This window comes from Kordia antarctica, from assembly GCF_009901525.1.
Taxonomy (GTDB): Bacteria; Bacteroidota; Bacteroidia; order Flavobacteriales; family Flavobacteriaceae; genus Kordia; species Kordia antarctica.
In genome coordinates, this window is the sequence record NZ_CP019288.1 from 3,301,512 (window position 1) to 3,317,593 (window position 16,082).

Here is a 16,082-nt window from a genome sequence, read left to right on the forward strand (position 1 = left end):
TTGCTAAAAACGCTTGTTATCATTATTGGTTTTTATATTTTTGTACTGTAAATATAATATGTTTTATCGATGAAAAATATTTTTGAAGGAATTGCAGACTTTAGTGAAAACGTACTTCTTGCTCCTTTTAATTCTTTGCGAGCAATGGAATTAGAAAATTGGGCAGCAGCAAATGCAATCAACTGGATCTTTATGATTATAGCAGCTTCTGCTATGGTATATTGGGTTTTACAGTTAAAGAAATTCAACGACAATGGCGAAGAACGTAAAGACATATCGTCTCATTCTTATTTATAAGTCGAAACCGATATCTTTTCTATAATACATCTTATCAAAATGTAACTTGTTTATATTTTGATAAGATTTTTTTATGGCTTCTTCATACGTAATTGCTTGCGATGTAATTGCAATCACTCTTCCGCCGTTTGTAACTACCTTATTTCCTTCCAATTTTGTTCCTGCGTGAAACACGATAGAATCTGTAATGCTTTCTACACCCGTAATTTCTTTTCCTTTTTCATACGCTTCCGGATATCCGCCAGAAACGACCATTATTGTCGTTGCCGCTTCTTTTTTAATCTGTAATGTGATTTTATCCAATGTTTGATTTCCTATTGCTTGAAACAACTCCGCCAAATCATTCTCTAATCTTGGAATCACAACTTCCGTTTCCGGATCGCCCATTCGTACATTATATTCTATCACAAACGGATCATTTCCAACTTTGATCAATCCAATAAAAACAAATCCTTTATAGGGCAAGTTATCTTTCTGAAAACCGTCAATAGTTGGTTGTATGATGCGCGTTTCAATCTTTTCCATAAACTCCGCATCTGCAAAAGGAACTGGCGATATTGCGCCCATTCCGCCTGTGTTCAATCCAGTGTCGCCTTCTCCAATACGTTTATAGTCTTTCGCAGTTGGAAGTGTCACATAGTTTTTTCCATCTGTTAAAACGAAACAACTCAATTCAATTCCATCCAAAAATTCTTCAATCACAACTTTTGTACTTGCGTCGCCAAATTTTGCATCGACTAACATTTCACGTAAGGAATCTTGCGCTTCTTTTAAATCTTTTATAATTAACACACCTTTTCCAGCCGCCAAACCATCTGCTTTTAATACATATGGCGATTGTAATGTGGTTAAAAATTCGCAACCAGCTTCTACGGTTTCTTTGGTAAAACTTTCATACGCCGCTGTTGGAATGTTGTGACGCATCATAAATTTCTTAGCAAACTCTTTGCTTCCTTCTAATTCGGCGGCTGCTTTTTGCGGACCAATGATGTGAATTTGGTTTAACGCTTCATCATTCAAAAAATAATCATGAATTCCGTTTACCAATGGATCTTCTGGTCCAACTACGACAATATCAATGTTGTTTTCTACTGAAAATTTTCCAATCGCTTCAAAATCATTCACGCTCATTGCTACATTTTCAGCAATTGCCGCCGTTCCAGCATTTCCTGGCGCTACAAAAAGCTTGGTGAGTAATGGACTTTTTGATAGTTTCCAAGCAAATGTGTGTTCTCTTCCGCCTGATCCTAAAACAAGAATGTTCATAGTTGTGTTGTTTGTTGTGGTTTTATAAAGAAATGTTCTATTAAAAATCGAACTAAATATAAACTCGATTTGAAAGCCCCAAATTTAAGTGCCTTTCTGTAAATAGCATAGTTGTATTTCAATAAATTTATTTTATTTGATGAAATTGAATTGTCACGTACACGATATTTTGCCAACGGTTCTTCCAAACTGTGCGCTTTTCCAACTTTTTTAATCAGTTTTAACCATAAAGCCCAATCTTGTCGCTTCCTAATATTTGGCATATATACTTTACCAAGTTTCTCCGCATTATACATTCCCGTAAGGTTTCCGACGTAATTACTTTTGAGCATTTTAGCGTAATTCACTGTTGGCAAGGCTTTAATCATTTTTCCTAATGATGTTCCTTTTTCATTCATCAATTCATAACTAGAAAAACTAACTGCAATATCTTTTGTTTGCATGAAGCTGATTTGTTTTGAAAGTTTTTCAGGCTTCCATAAATCGTCTGCATCTAAAAAAGCAATGAAACTACCAGAAGCTTTTTCAATCGCGGTATTTCGAGCAATTGCTGCGCCCGAATTTGTGTCTAATACATAAAACGTGATTCGTTTGTCTAAGGTGGAATAGTGCTGTAAAATTTCTACAGTAGTGTCGGAAGAAGCATCATCGACCAAAATAAGTTCCCAATTTGTATAGGTTTGCGCACGAATAGAATCAATCGTTTCCGAAATAAATACTTCAGAATTATACGTTGGCGTAATGACAGAAACTAGCGGTTGTTGCATAATTAGTATGCCTTTTTTTCTCCTTTGAGAATGTTTGCAATCGTTTCAAAAATAATTTTTATGTCTAAGAATAGTGACCAATTTTCAATGTAAAAAATGTCGTATTTGATGCGATTGATGATGTCTTCATCATTTTTAATTTCGCCGCGATAACCTTTTACTTGTGCCAATCCGGAAATTCCAGGTTTTACGCTGTGGCGGAATACAAAATTGTATTTATCAATCTTTTTGGCGTACTGACTTGTATACGGAATCATGTGTGGTCGTGGTCCAATAACGGACATATCGCCTTTTAATACATTGAAAAATTGTGGCAATTCGTCAATGCTTGTTTTTCGAATAAAACGCCCAATTTTGGTCACACGTGAATCTTCTTCTTCCACTTGTTTTAAGTCTGAATCTTTATCGTAATTCAGCGACCGAAATTTGTAACAAGTAAATTCTTTGTAATTCATTCCATTCCGAATGTGCTTATAAAAAACTGGTCCTTTTGATTCTAGTTTTATCAATATTGCCATTAATGGAATAAACCAAGAGAGCAGAAAAATGATAATAAATAACGAAAAAGCAATATCAAACGCGCGTTTAATAAACCGGTTTAAGTTATTGTTTAAAGCAACTTCCTGAATGGATAATATAGGCAAATAGTTGTAGTAATCTGTTTTGAGTCGTTTGGTAACTAACTTTTTTGTGTTTGGAATGAACTTGATATTAATCATATTCAAACTCGCATATTTCACATAATCGTTTACATGCTTTTCGCTGAGTTCATCAATGGCACAGTAAATTTCGTCAATACCTTGTTCTTTTTCTATAAAATGAAAACTTTCTTCAATAGTTCCTGTAATTGCTTCACTTTTTTTATCACTAAAGATACCCGAAATTTTGTATCCAAGTTCTTTGTTATTTTTGAATAAACGCTCTAATTCTTGCGCGCCCGAATTATATCCAATAATAATAACTCTACGAATATTTCCATCTAAAACGGCGCGGTATTTTTTTAAACCATAATACCCAATTATTTTACCCAAACCGATAATTCCAAAACTCAATAGTAGGTATTTAAACGTCACAAAAGCTTGTACGTCGATACTTCTAAAAATTCCGATAAACGCATACATAATTAAGGTGTACGCTAATAATTGTTTAATGAGTAAGGATAAAATATGTGGAATTGATGTAAACCGATATACGTTGTAAAATTTTAAATAGATAGATGATAACGGCCAAAAAATGATCGTATATAAGATGAATAACAAGTGTTTATTATTCCAAAAAGAAGAATCAAAAAAGTATAAATCCTGATCGTTAAAGTCAAAAAACCAAAAGACAAGGATATTTATGACGCACAAATCGAACACCACAAAAAAGGGTCTCAATAGCCATGAATATCTTCCTTTTGTGCGCATGAATTACATTCTTGTATACGTTGAAAAATCTTTGTGTTCTTTTTTGAATAATTCTTTTTCTGGTAATGATTTAAAGTAATCGTAGGTTTTTTTCATTCCTTCAGCACGATCTACTTTTGGTTCCCAGTTTAGAATTTCTTTCGCTTTGCTAATATCTGGCTTTCGCTTTAATGGATCATCAACTGGCAATTCTTTGTAGATTACTTTTTGTGATGTTCCCGTAAGTTTGATGATTTCTTCTGCAAAATCTCCAATCGTAATTTCGTGCGGATTTCCAATATTTACTGGATCTACATAATCACTCATTAACAATCTAAAAATTCCTTCTACTTGATCGGTAATATAACAAAAGGAACGTGTTTGTGTTCCATCTCCAAAAACGGTTAAATCTTCGCCGCGTAACGCTTGCCCAATAAATGCAGGAATCACACGTCCGTCATTCAATCGCATTCTTGGTCCGTATGTATTGAATATTCGAACAATTCGCGTTTCCAATCCGTGAAATCTATGATACGCCATTGTAATAGATTCTTGGAATCGTTTGGCTTCGTCATAAACGCCGCGTGGACCAATAGTATTTACGTTTCCGTAATATTCTTCCGATTGCGGATGCACTAATGGATCTCCATATACTTCCGAAGTAGACGCAATTAAAATACGTGCGTTTTTTTCTTTGGCTAAGCCTAATAAATTATGTGTTCCTAACGAACCTACTTTCAAGGTTTGAATCGGAATTTTTAAATAATCTATCGGACTTGCTGGCGATGCAAAGTGTAAAATATAGTCTAACTTATCAGGCACGTGTACAAATTTTGTCACATCGTGATGATAAAAATCAAAGTGTTCTAAGTGAAATAAATGTTCAATGTTACGAATGTCTCCCGTAATAAGATTGTCCATTCCAATAACGTGATATCCTTCTTTTATGAAGCGATCACATAAGTGTGAACCTATAAATCCGGCTGCTCCCGTAATTAGAATTCGTTTCATTGCAATTGTTGATTAGTTGGTGTTGAACTCATTTAAACGAATTCATTATAATACTTCTTTTCGTCCAATAGAGAAATAGGTGAATCCTTCTTTTTCCATGTCAGCTACATCATATAAATTTCTACCGTCAAAAATGATCGGTTGATTTAGATGTTCTCTTAACTTTTTGAAATTTGGCGTTCTAAAAATGCTCCATTCTGTACAAATAATTAATGCATCTGTATTTGAAATGGCTTCGTACATGCTATCTGCATATTCCACTTTGTCGCCAAGTTTTGCTTTAACATTGTCCATTGCTTCCGGATCAAATACTTTTAGTTTTGCTCCTTTTGCTAATAATGCGTCAATAATATATAAAGATGGCGCTTCGCGAATGTCGTCAGTTTCTGGTTTGAAAGACAATCCCCAAATTGCAATTGTTTTTCCTGTTAAATCTTCTCCTAAGTGATTGACTACTTTCGGAATTAACGCTGTTTTTTGCTTATCGTTTACATTGATAACCGCGTCCAATATTTGAAAATTGTAGTTATTATCTTTTCCCGATTTGTACAATGCTTTTACATCTTTTGGAAAACACGATCCGCCATAACCAATTCCTGGAAATAGGAAACGTTTTCCAATTCGTGAGTCTGTTCCCATTCCGATACGAACTTTGTCAACGTCTGCGCCAACTTTTTCACAGAAATTAGCAATTTCGTTCATGAACGTAATTTTCGCCGCTAAAAACGAATTTGAAGCGTATTTTGTAAGCTCCGCAGATTTTTCATCCATAATCAAGATCGGATTCCCTGAACGTACAAACGGTTTGTACAAACGCTGCATGAGTTCCGTAGCTCTTTCTGAACTTGAACCAATGACAATGCGTTCTGGCTTCATGAAATCATCAACAGCAAAACCTTCACGTAAAAATTCTGGGTTTGAAACTACATCAAAATCTACCGTTGCGTTTTCTGCAATAACCGAAGTTACTTTTTCGGCAGTTCCAACTGGCACCGTACTTTTGTCAACAATGACACGATATTCCGTCATTAGTTTTCCAATGTTTTCGGCAACGCCTAATACGTATGATAAATCGGCAGAACCATCTTCATCTTCTGGCGTTGGCAATGCTAAAAATATAATTTTTCCGTGCGCTAATCCTTCTTCTAATGAAGTTGTAAATTTTAAACGACCTGCGTTTATGTTTCTTTCAAAAAGTATATCTAAATGTGGCTCGTAAATAGGAACTTCTTTGTTTTGCATTCGTTCCACTTTACGCTTGTCTATATCGACACAGAGTACATCATTTCCCGTTTCAGCTAGGCACGTTCCTGTGACTAGTCCTACATATCCTGTTCCAACAACAGTTATTTTCATTGATCTCTTTTTTATGTTGCAATCTTTTGAGTTTTGGTTTTTTAGAAAACGCTAACTCTTGGATTTGATATTTTATTTTGTGACTTTTACTTTTGCTTTTTTGAGTGTATTGATAGGAGTATCTTTTTCTTTTTTGTCTAATTTTTCATAGGAAGAATTCATACTCTTGTATTCAGGAACAATCGCTTTCATACGTTTTACGACTTCTACTTTGTCAAAAAGTGCTGCAGAATCAATCAATTCACCAATATTACTATTGATTTCTTCATAATCATACATTTCGCCACGCGCAATCATTATTTTTTCATTGTACGTTGGCAACGTCGTCGATTTGTCATTGAGCAATTCTTCGTATAACTTTTCTCCAGGGCGCAATCCGATGATTTTAATGTGAATGTCTTTATTTGGAATAAATCCTGCTAGTTTGATAATTTTTTTGGCTAAGTCAATAATTTTCACGGCTTCTCCCATATCAAATATGTAGATTTCTCCTCCATGTCCCATCGCGCCAGCTTCTAATACTAATTGACACGCTTCAGGAATGGTCATGAAATACCGAATGATATCTGGATGCGTAATTGTTAATGGTCCGCCTTCTGCAATTTGCTTTTTGAATAATGGCACAACCGAACCGTTGGAACCTAATACGTTTCCAAAACGAGTTGTGACATAGTTTGTTGTATATCGTGTATCTTTCTTGAAGGTTTCTTGCAAGGTTTGCACATAAATTTCTGCAATACGTTTGGATGCGCCCATTACATTACTTGGGTTTACCGCTTTGTCCGTAGAAACTAATACAAATTTTTCAACTTTATGTTTTAAAGAACAATCTGCCACATTTTTTGTTCCCATTACATTTACAAAAATGGCTTGCGACGGATTGTCTTCCATTAATGGAACATGTTTGTATGCTGCCGCATGATAGACAACTTGTGGCTTGTGGAGTTCAAAAATGTTATCCAATTTATCTTTGTCACGAACATCTGCAATGATGGCTTCAAAGTCTAAGTCTGGAAATTTCGACCTGATTTCCATTTGAATTTGATACAATGGTGTTTCCGCCTGATCGACAATGATTAGTTTTTGCGGTTTGTAATTGGAAACTTGTCGTGCAATTTCACTTCCAATAGAACCTGCGCCACCTGTAACTAAGATTCTACGGTTGTAGAGTTCTTTCGCGATAAGCTTATTATTTAAAACAATTGGTTCGCGCTCTAGTAAATCTTCAATTTGAACGTTTTGAATTTGTTGCGCCAAGTTTACATTGTCATTGTCTTCCATATCGGAAACAATTGGCGCTCTAAATACTTTGAAGTTATGCTCTAAACATTCATCTACAATTTTGATCCGTTCTTCTTGCGTGATGGATTTGTCTGCTAAAATAATAGCATTTGCGCCATGCGCTCGTAAGATAACTGAGAGTTTTCTTTTTAGGTGAATGATTGGTAATCCTAAGATTTCTTTACTTTGATTTTTCCCTTTTTTGTCAATGAAACCGATTAGTTTGTATCGCATTGGACGTTCCACTTTTAACGCATTGGAGATTGCAATTGCGTTAGAGTCAATTCCGTAAATCATTACTTTGATTTGATCTTCTTTTGCAGCATAATCAAAATACGCTTCAAAAACTTGTTTTACTAAAACTCTAAAGAGCAGTAGAAACGTGAACGACATCACGAAGTATATAAACAATTCGGGAATTAAGAATAGATTGCTTCCCCTAAACATAAAGTGTGAAGAGTCCACAATTAATAACGTAATTAAGGTTGATAGTGAAGCTAAGAAAAATTTGATGGCGTCAATGAACGTTGAGTGACGAATTAATCCTGCGTATGTTCTAAAAAATATAAAGAATAGTAAGTTGGTAATTAGCACCAATCCTGAGCTCGGTGAAAACCCAAAGAGTGATTGTGAGGTTGGTGTATTAATATTGCTAATGTTGATGTTATCAACAATAACACTTGTTATTATGATTGCCACACAACAAATAAACATATCGAAACATAGGATAAGCCATCTCGGCAAGTATCCAATGTTTTTGAAATCAATGCGCTTTTTGCTTGATTTTAGGACTTGCTTTAGTGCTTCTTTTATTTTTCTTGAATTCGGTATCTTCATCTTCTCAAAAAAACAGATTCTTTAGTTAATGACACAAATTACTTAATTTATTTCTTTCTATGCTAGAAAAGCGGCTATAACTTGTGTAATACGTTCTTTTTCCTGTGTAGTTAAATTTGATCCTGATGGCAAACAAAGTCCAGTGTTGAATAAGTTTTCACAAACATTGGTTCCATAATAGTCATATTTTTCAAATATTGGCTGTAAATGCATTGGTTTCCAAAGTGGTCTGGACTCAATGTTTTCTTCCCATAATGCCAAGCGTAATCCTTCTCGCGTGAAACTTGCTTTGCTTTCATCAACCGTGATACAACTTAACCAATGATTGGAAAAATAGTCGTCGGTTGGCTCTTCAAAAACAGTAACACCTTCCACGTTTTTGAAGATGTTTTTGTAGAATGTATTCATGTCTCTACGAAGCGAAATGTGCTTGTCTAAGACTTCCATTTGTCCGCGACCAATTCCTGCAACTATGTTACTCATTCTGTAATTGTATCCTATTTCAGAATGTTGGTAATGTACTGCTTCGTCTCTAGCTTGCGTTGCTAAGAAGATGGCTTTGTTTTTAGCTGCTTCGTCATTACAAACAATTGCGCCACCGCCAGATGTTGTGATGATTTTGTTTCCGTTAAATGATAATGCTGCATATGTACCAAAAGTTCCACAGTTTTTTCCTTTGTAGGTTGAGCCTAATGCTTCTGCGGCATCTTCTATAATAGCAATTTCATATTTATTGGCAATAGCAACTATTTCATCCGTTTTTGCAGGCATTCCGTATAAGTGTACTAAAATGATTGCTTTTGGTTTTTTTCCGTTAGCGATGCTGGCTTTAATTGCTGTTTCAAGCTGTACGGGACACATGTTCCAGGTTTCTTCTTCACTATCAATAAATACCGGAATTGCATTTTGATATAGAATCGGATTCGCGGAAGCGGAAAAAGTCATACTTTGACAAATAACCTCATCGCCAGCCACAACTCCTGATAAGATGAGCCCTAGGTGAATTGCCGCCGTTCCAGATGATAACGCGCCAACCTCTTTTTCGGTGTTTAAAAACTGTTTTAAGTCTGCTTCAAAACCTGTTACATTTGGTCCAAGTGGAGCAATCCAATTGGTGTCAAACGCTTCTTTTATATATGATAATTCGTTTCCGCCCATGTGCGGAGATGAAAGCCAAATTCGTGATTTCATATGCTTTATAGTATTTTTTATATCATTTATCATTTGGATTTACTGAAATAAAACACCCTTTTTCCCTTTCTTCTTTACTAAAAAAAGAAACCGTAACTAAGGCTATGCTTTCGTATTTTAGTTCAAATAAAGAAAAAAATCATTGTTTTCTTTTTCAGCAAATTCAAACAACAAATGATATTAGAGTTTGAAATATGTATTTGATATCTTTTGCAAAGCTATAACTTTTTACATATTCTTTGTTAAGTTCTATTTTTTTTGCCCAAATTATATTTCTATTGTATTCTTCAGGAGCTATTTTTTGAGCTAATATTTTTTCTTCTTGTTGAAAGTAAATAGAAGCTGGTCCTGTAATTCCTGGTTTTACTGAGAGAATGATTTTGTCTTCTTCTGAGAGTTTGTCTGCAAATCCTGCCACATCTGGTCGTGGACCTACAAAACTCATGCTACCAAGGAACACATTGATTAGTTGTGGCAATTCGTCTAGTTTCCATTTGCGTAACGCGCTGCCTATTTTTGTAATTCTATGTTCATTGTGAATGGCAAGATAAGAACCTTCGATTTTTGAATCGCTTCTCATGGTTCTTATTTTGTATATGTTAAATTTTTTTCCGTGCAATCCTATTCGGCTTTGCAACAGTATTCCAATGCTTTTAGTATCTATAGAACTTATGATTATCAATAGTAGTATGAGCCACCAAAATAAGCTGATACCAATGATTGCCATTAGAATGTCAAATGTACGTTTTGTGATTTTTTGTTTAACAGTTAACACCTAGACATGTTTTACTTTTTTTTAATTCGTTATGAATATAATTTATGCTTTTTTATTGCTACTGCAGGACAACCAACTGCAACTGTGTAGTCTGGAATGTCTTCAATAACTGTTGAACCAGCTCCAATGACGCACCATTTTCCGATAGTTACACCTGGAATTACGACTGCGCCAGAACCTATATGTGTTCCTTCGCCAATGGTAACGTTTCCTGCAAGTGTTGCATTTGGCGAAATGTGTACAAAGTCACCAATGTTACAATCGTGTTCTACAACGGCTGCGGTATTAACAATGCAATGTTTTCCAATAGTTGTTGCTGCATTTACCGTTACGTTTGCCATGACAACAGTTCCTTCGCCAATTTTAGTAGCTAGTTTAGAGATTGTTGCAGATCCGTGAATGATGGTTTCGTACTGAGTTTGAAGTTTTTGGGAAATTTTTTTACGAATTTGATTGTCACCAATACTGATAACAAATGTACCTTCTAACGGTATTTCAGTTATATTTTTACGAATAGGAATAGTAAACAAACTTTCTTCCTCTGAATAATCATCATATACAGCTTCTATGGTATGAGAAGTTGATGACAAAATACTGTCAATAATCACTTTTGCATGTCCGCTGGCTCCGTATAAATACATAGTTAGCTTAAGTATTTTTTATAAGTCTTTACTTGTTCTGTGGAATTAATACCGACAATGGTTGAAATTACATTGGCATGATTTTCCACGAAAGCAAGTTGTTCCGCGATGGTTTCGTCAATATTTGCAACGTCTTTTACTAATTTCCCTGCAAATAACGGTCGTATTGCTATGAATGGATTGTTCGTTGCAAACGGCACATAGTCTAATTCTTCTTTATTAAGATAGGAAATAATTCCGTCTACTTCTGGAAATTTAATCACTTCAGTTGCAAATGGAACTGAATACGGAAAACTGAATACCGATTTGATTTTTCCTTTTTGTTTGAGCGACGTTAATATTTCTTTAATTTCCTCTTTTTTGTCTTGTAATGTACGCAATCTGTCTGCATCATTAATTGGTTTTGAACGTACTAACCATTGCAATACATCAATACAATCAATTTGTAATGTTTTGAGTTGTGCATCAACGCGTTCTTCAAGTATTTTCCCTGAAAAAGTATCATCTTCAAAGTGAGGAGAAGATATTTTTACTAAATGCTTAACGTTGTTTCGGATGCTACTTTTTTGCAACGCTTTGGTATATAATTCGTAGGAACTATATTCAGAAGAAGAATGATGAGAAGTAATTCCTGCTTCCCATGATTCTTCTAAGAGTTGTATAACTTGTGTTTCAGTTAAACCTTTGTCTGAGAAACGCATGGTTCCCAAAGTGATTCGACTTAATTCAAGTTCTTTTTTTAGTTTTTCCACTTAAATCCTGTTTTCCAGATAAAACGATCATTCGTTTTCTTTACATCATATGAAGTACGTCCGTGCAATACCAATTCGTCCCACCATAAAACAGCTTCTCCAGGATTGAGTGTTACTTGCTCAATCATGTGTGAATGTGCTACATAATTTTGAAGAAAGTCAAAGAATTCTTTGTTTAACGCTCTGTTTGCTTCCGTTTCCTTTGGATCTACACAGTAATAGTTAAAGTTGAAATGAATTAATCCATCTTCTTTAATGTCTATTATTTTTTCTGTACGTTCTTCTCCTGCTTTTCGGTAACGAACATCGGTTGATGTCAATTTTTCTAATAATTCAGGATTGTTTTCTTTTAAAAACTCAAGCAATACTGGACCATCAATAAACGTTGTTGCTCCACCTTTTATAGCTTTGTTTATGCTGTAAAATAACATAATGTCTGCTGGGTCAGCTATGTAAGATTCATCCGTATGTAACGGTTGTGCGTTTTTACTATGTCTGTATGCTGCCAAATCAGGAATATCATCGTCATAACGAATTTCCAACCACTTTTCATGTGTTTGTGCTCCTGCTTGAGTAAAGTCTTCACCAATATTTATCGGATCTCCTAATTCACTTGTAAACACATCGTAAAAGCCGCGTAATTCACCTAAATACCATTCCGGTACTACTTTGATTACTTTATACTTTTTTAATGCTTCTTTTACAACTTTTGCAGCTTCCACAGGATCGTTTGTTCTCAGCTTTACGTCCGTAATGAATTCCATAATATCTAGTTTTTTCCGTTAAATTTAACAGTTGTTGTTTCTCCTTCTTTGTTTACGTCTTTGGGGACGATAATTTTTAACAAAGTTAAAAAAAGAATTTTAATATCGAGTAGTATATTTCTATTATCAACATACCACACGTCCAATTCAAACTTTCGTTGCCAACTTATATTGTTTCTGCCATTTACTTGCGCCCAACCTGTAATTCCTGGGCGAACTTCGTGACGTCTTTTTTGAAAGTCATTGTATATTTTTAGGTATTCTGACATGAAAGGTCTTGGACCTACCAAACTCATTTCTCCTTTTAGCACATTGATTAGTTGTGGTAATTCGTCTAAAGACGTTTTTCTAATAAAGTTTCCAACTTTCGTTAATCGTACATCGTCTGGTAATAATTCTCCTTTTTCATCTTTTTTATCGTTCATTGTTTTGAACTTGATGACATAGAATATTTTTTGATTTTTCCCACCACGTGATTGAAAGAAGAATGGCGAACCACCATTATTAATTCCGAGAATGATGCAAATGATTATAAAAACTGGAGAAAGTACCAACAGCATGATAAATGCTGCAACGAAATCTGCAATCGGTTTTATGATGGATCCGTAAATCATTTTTCTACTGATTTTTTTATGTGTTCAATGTAGTCTACTGCCAATTTTTGGCGATCAAAATGTATTTTGGCGTATTCGTATCCATTTTGTCCGTGTTCTTTATGAAGTGCTTCTTGTTGTTTGTACGTTTTGATTCCGTTGGCAATGCTGTTAGCATCTTCAGGAATGACGCAGATACCGCAATTTGCAGTTTCTACTAAATCTTTAGAAACTCCTTCAATAGCAAGTAAAATAGGTTTTTTACAACTCATATAATCAAACGTTTTATTTGAGTAAATGGTTTTGAATGTGTCTACACGTTTTAATACAGATGCGCCCATATCAGAAGATAAAATGTATTTAAAGACTTCTTGTTTGGAAACAGGATCTCTAAAAATGACTTGATTTTCTAAGTTTCTACTTTTTGTTTCTTTGATTAATGCATCTTTACGCATTCCCGAACCAATGAGTTGAAATACCACATTTGTATCTCGTAAATGTTCTGCTGCATCGAGTAATTGAATGAGATGATTTGCCACACCATGCGCACCAACATACGTTATTACAAATTTATCAGCCAATCCAAGTTCTTGTTTGAAGGCTTTTGCATCAAAGTTTTCCTGTATTTTTTCCGCCAAGGTAAAATCGGCTGCATTCGGAATGAAGATTACTTTTTCCGCAGGTACTTTTTTATCGTTGATTAGTTTATCGCGAAAAGCGGGCGTTAATACATTGATTAGTTTTGCTCTTTTGTAGATGAATTTTTCAAACCAATAGGCAAATTTAATGATCATTCCATTTTTTAAAACACCTGCATCAATAGCCGATTCTGGCCAAAGATCACGCACTTCAAATACAAATGGAGTTCGTTTTATAAGCGATAACACATACGCCGTAATTCCGACAAATAAAGGTGGAGACGTCACTAAGATGACATCAAATTTTCCCTTAGTTTTAAATAATCCTGCATAAATACTAGAAAATACAAACGAAAAATATGCCCACAATCTACCTAAAAAATTCACATTGTAGCTTTCCGAAATGTGACAACGAATGACATCTACATTTTCATAGAACCCTTCATCTTTGAACGTGAATTTCCCTTTGTATCTCGGTGTTTTTTTTCCAGTTGTATAGTGTACCATTCCGCCAAGCACTGTAATTTCGTGTCCTTGACTTGCCCAAACTTGGGTCATTTCATTGAAACGAGATCCACCGCCGTCTCCTTTTTCTAAAAAGGCTTGGTGTATTAGTAATATTCTCATCTATTGTTTAATCCGTATTGAAGTGTTGAACACATTATGTTTGCTTGCAAATGTAAGCCTTATTGATTTTTCTTTGACTCCATAGTAGCCAGAAAACCATTTTTCTTCTATGAGCGGTTCTAGTTGCTCACCATTTTTATCCGTTGTACTGATTTCTATATCATTTACATGATCTGGATGCAAATGCCAATATTGGTATATATTTTTGTTTCCTTGGTTTTGAATGCTGTCTGTAACTTCCCAATGGTTTTGTCCCTGTTTTTTTGTTACTTTTCGGGTATGCAAAATATTGTTTCCAAGTTGTTTGAAGGCTTTTATTGTTCCATCAAACTTGAAAATATCTTGTTCTTTTGTTACACTTGCATTGGCTTTTTTAACCCAATAATACCAAATGAAACGTCCGCCTTTGAGCATTTGATCTTCTTTAGCTACACTTATTGTATTGTGCCCTTCCGTACCATTGAAATACTTCACATCACCAAGTTCTGCATTGTATTTGTACGAACCTGTATCGCGTAAATAATTGATTCCATTTGCCCAAATGTCTAGATGTAAATTGTCTGACTGAAAAGGTCTGTCTTTGTAAGCGCCGCAACGGATGAATGTTTTACAGTTTTCATCTTGAATGATATAGTAACCGCTTTTTTCAAAGGTATTGAGTTCAGGTAATTTTACAGATGATTTTTGTTCTGGATGAATTCCGTACCAACGTGAACTTTCTGATGTAAAATACGTATATCCATTTAATACCGCGCGCAAATCGTCTAATTGTGATCGGTAAACTCTGTAATCATCATTGGTAAGTTTAAAGAATAATGCGCCATCATTGGAACCATAGTTTGGCAATTTTCCTGTGACAGGATCCATACATGCATCTAAGAAATTGAGCGATTTTTGTGCGCGCTCGTATACGACATCTATAAATTTATCATTGTGGAGCTTTGCCAACTGAATTCCCCAAGTAAGTAATTGAATTACGACTCTGTGATAGTTCATAGAGAATTGCAAAAATGTACCATCTTCATAGATTTGATACTCAATTTCCTGCTCAAACCATTTTTTACCTTTTTTGCTCCATTCAGCTACATTTGGTAAAAACGGAAATAATTTTCCCGAAAGGTATAATAGCAACGTTTCTGTAATTGCATGATTGTTTCGAACCGTAATTCTAGAGAAATGAATGTTTTGATATACGTGATGAATTTGCCAATAGATATTGTGCATTATTTTTTGGAATACTGCTTCGGTTAGCTGTGGCGAATCTTTATAATAATACAGCGCAAATGTCCAATTCATGACACGCAAACTGATTTCTTGACTGCATTTGTAATTTGGTCCTTGATTGATTGGATTTTTGGTAATAAAATCTTCAATTTCACTTAAAACATATGCCGATTGATCATCTTCAAAGTGGTAATCATAACGAATAACATCATACAGAAATGAAAAACGCGCTTTTTCCCAAACGTATTTGATATCGCCTGCTTCTTTGGATAAATCAACTACTTCCGACCAATGTTTGTTACTATTGTAGCGATATTCAGTAGTTGGATTGACCATCCAATTGTATTCTGTACCAAGTTTTATTTTCGTTTTGTTGAAAAATGTAAAGATTCCTTTTTGAATTTCTTCAAAGGTTTGTTTCAATATTTCTTTTTCCTCTTTTGGTACGTTGGGAATGTTTTTCCCGTAAAAGAAAAATGGCGGCAAGTTCGTTTTCCAATCTTCTAGAGAAATCTGTTTTTCTTCTTTCGGATTAATAGGATATGCCTTTTTTTGAAATCCTAATTTCGATTTAATCATATATATGACTCTAAAAGACAGATAGCGGAATCCCATGTTTGAGATAAGATTGGCTATCTTTTTTATTTTTTGAATCATGATTTATATAATTATTT

General features: G+C 34.7%; 15 protein-coding genes. 1 reads left to right on the plus strand and 14 read right to left on the minus strand.

From position 1 onward, the window contains the following. Positions 1-69: 69 nt before the first annotated feature. A complete protein-coding gene (locus IMCC3317_RS13715) occupies positions 70-297 on the plus strand; it encodes a DUF6341 family protein (protein WP_160130066.1) in 228 nt (75 codons plus the stop codon). Here IMCC3317_RS13715 and purD read toward each other — a convergent pair. The 14 genes from purD to IMCC3317_RS13785 form a co-directional block, all read right to left on the minus strand. Continuing rightward, positions 292-1,563 (minus strand): phosphoribosylamine--glycine ligase, encoded by a 1,272-nt coding sequence (gene purD / locus IMCC3317_RS13720; protein ID WP_160130067.1) that lies wholly within the window; start codon positions 1,561-1,563, stop codon positions 292-294. The genes IMCC3317_RS13715 and purD overlap by 6 nt on opposite strands. Continuing rightward, positions 1,560-2,330: a glycosyltransferase family 2 protein gene (locus tag IMCC3317_RS13725; RefSeq protein WP_160130068.1), complete on the minus strand. Its 771-nt coding sequence runs from the start codon at positions 2,328-2,330 to the stop codon at positions 1,560-1,562. The genes purD and IMCC3317_RS13725 overlap by 4 nt, the downstream gene beginning before the upstream one ends. A gap of 2 nt (positions 2,331-2,332) precedes the next feature. Further along, complete coding sequence (locus tag IMCC3317_RS13730; RefSeq protein WP_160130069.1) at positions 2,333-3,739, minus strand: exopolysaccharide biosynthesis polyprenyl glycosylphosphotransferase; 1,407 nt, start codon at positions 3,737-3,739, stop codon at positions 2,333-2,335. Between the two features lie 3 nt (positions 3,740-3,742). After that, positions 3,743-4,729 (minus strand): UDP-glucuronic acid decarboxylase family protein, encoded by a 987-nt coding sequence (locus tag IMCC3317_RS13735; RefSeq protein WP_160130070.1) that lies wholly within the window; start codon positions 4,727-4,729, stop codon positions 3,743-3,745. Positions 4,730-4,774: 45 nt separating this feature from the next. Continuing rightward, positions 4,775-6,085, minus strand: coding sequence for a UDP-glucose dehydrogenase family protein (locus tag IMCC3317_RS13740; protein WP_160130071.1), 1,311 nt, complete (start codon positions 6,083-6,085; stop codon positions 4,775-4,777). 72 nt (positions 6,086-6,157) lie between these two features. After that, the gene (locus tag IMCC3317_RS13745; RefSeq protein ID WP_160130072.1) at positions 6,158-8,203 is read right to left on the minus strand and encodes a polysaccharide biosynthesis protein; all 2,046 of its coding nucleotides are present in this window, start codon (positions 8,201-8,203) and stop codon (positions 6,158-6,160) included. A 57-nt stretch (positions 8,204-8,260) separates the two neighbouring features. Beyond that, a complete protein-coding gene (locus IMCC3317_RS13750) occupies positions 8,261-9,394 on the minus strand; it encodes a DegT/DnrJ/EryC1/StrS family aminotransferase (RefSeq protein WP_160130073.1) in 1,134 nt (377 codons plus the stop codon). Positions 9,395-9,557: 163 nt separating this feature from the next. Continuing rightward, positions 9,558-10,169, minus strand: coding sequence for a sugar transferase (locus IMCC3317_RS13755; protein ID WP_228054801.1), 612 nt, complete (start codon positions 10,167-10,169; stop codon positions 9,558-9,560). A gap of 29 nt (positions 10,170-10,198) precedes the next feature. Then, positions 10,199-10,810: an acetyltransferase gene (locus IMCC3317_RS13760; RefSeq protein WP_160130074.1), complete on the minus strand. Its 612-nt coding sequence runs from the start codon at positions 10,808-10,810 to the stop codon at positions 10,199-10,201. 2 nt (positions 10,811-10,812) lie between these two features. Beyond that, entirely contained in the window at positions 10,813-11,562 is a 750-nt protein-coding gene (locus IMCC3317_RS13765; protein ID WP_160130075.1) for an aldo/keto reductase, read from the minus strand. After that, positions 11,550-12,326, minus strand: coding sequence for a TauD/TfdA family dioxygenase (locus IMCC3317_RS13770; RefSeq protein ID WP_160130076.1), 777 nt, complete (start codon positions 12,324-12,326; stop codon positions 11,550-11,552). Before IMCC3317_RS13770 ends, IMCC3317_RS13765 begins: the two co-directional genes overlap by 13 nt. 5 nt (positions 12,327-12,331) lie before the next feature. Continuing rightward, entirely contained in the window at positions 12,332-12,937 is a 606-nt protein-coding gene (locus tag IMCC3317_RS13775) for a sugar transferase (RefSeq protein ID WP_160131922.1), read from the minus strand. Then, a complete protein-coding gene (locus tag IMCC3317_RS13780; RefSeq protein WP_160130077.1) occupies positions 12,937-14,184 on the minus strand; it encodes a glycosyltransferase family 4 protein in 1,248 nt (415 codons plus the stop codon). Before IMCC3317_RS13780 ends, IMCC3317_RS13775 begins: the two co-directional genes overlap by 1 nt. After that, positions 14,185-16,065, minus strand: coding sequence for an alginate lyase family protein (locus IMCC3317_RS13785; RefSeq protein ID WP_160130078.1), 1,881 nt, complete (start codon positions 16,063-16,065; stop codon positions 14,185-14,187). Between the last annotated feature and the right edge of the window lie 17 nt (positions 16,066-16,082).

Excerpts from the sequence above, each read along its gene's own strand:
- IMCC3317_RS13715 (WP_160130066.1), top strand. The coding sequence starts at position 70 with ATGAAAAATATTTTTGAAGGAATTGCAGACTTTAGTGAAAACGTACTT.
- purD (WP_160130067.1), bottom strand. The coding sequence starts at position 1,563 with ATGAACATTCTTGTTTTAGGATCAGGCGGAAGAGAACACACATTTGCT.
- IMCC3317_RS13725 (WP_160130068.1), bottom strand. The coding sequence starts at position 2,330 with ATGCAACAACCGCTAGTTTCTGTCATTACGCCAACGTATAATTCTGAA.
- IMCC3317_RS13730 (WP_160130069.1), bottom strand. The coding sequence starts at position 3,739 with ATGCGCACAAAAGGAAGATATTCATGGCTATTGAGACCCTTTTTTGTG.
- IMCC3317_RS13735 (WP_160130070.1), bottom strand. The coding sequence starts at position 4,729 with ATGAAACGAATTCTAATTACGGGAGCAGCCGGATTTATAGGTTCACAC.
- IMCC3317_RS13740 (WP_160130071.1), bottom strand. The coding sequence starts at position 6,085 with ATGAAAATAACTGTTGTTGGAACAGGATATGTAGGACTAGTCACAGGA.
- IMCC3317_RS13745 (WP_160130072.1), bottom strand. The coding sequence starts at position 8,203 with ATGAAGATACCGAATTCAAGAAAAATAAAAGAAGCACTAAAGCAAGTC.
- IMCC3317_RS13750 (WP_160130073.1), bottom strand. The coding sequence starts at position 9,394 with ATGAAATCACGAATTTGGCTTTCATCTCCGCACATGGGCGGAAACGAA.
- IMCC3317_RS13760 (WP_160130074.1), bottom strand. The coding sequence starts at position 10,810 with ATGTATTTATACGGAGCCAGCGGACATGCAAAAGTGATTATTGACAGT.
- IMCC3317_RS13770 (WP_160130076.1), bottom strand. The coding sequence starts at position 12,326 with ATGGAATTCATTACGGACGTAAAGCTGAGAACAAACGATCCTGTGGAA.
- IMCC3317_RS13780 (WP_160130077.1), bottom strand. The coding sequence starts at position 14,184 with ATGAGAATATTACTAATACACCAAGCCTTTTTAGAAAAAGGAGACGGC.
- IMCC3317_RS13785 (WP_160130078.1), bottom strand. The coding sequence starts at position 16,065 with ATGATTCAAAAAATAAAAAAGATAGCCAATCTTATCTCAAACATGGGA.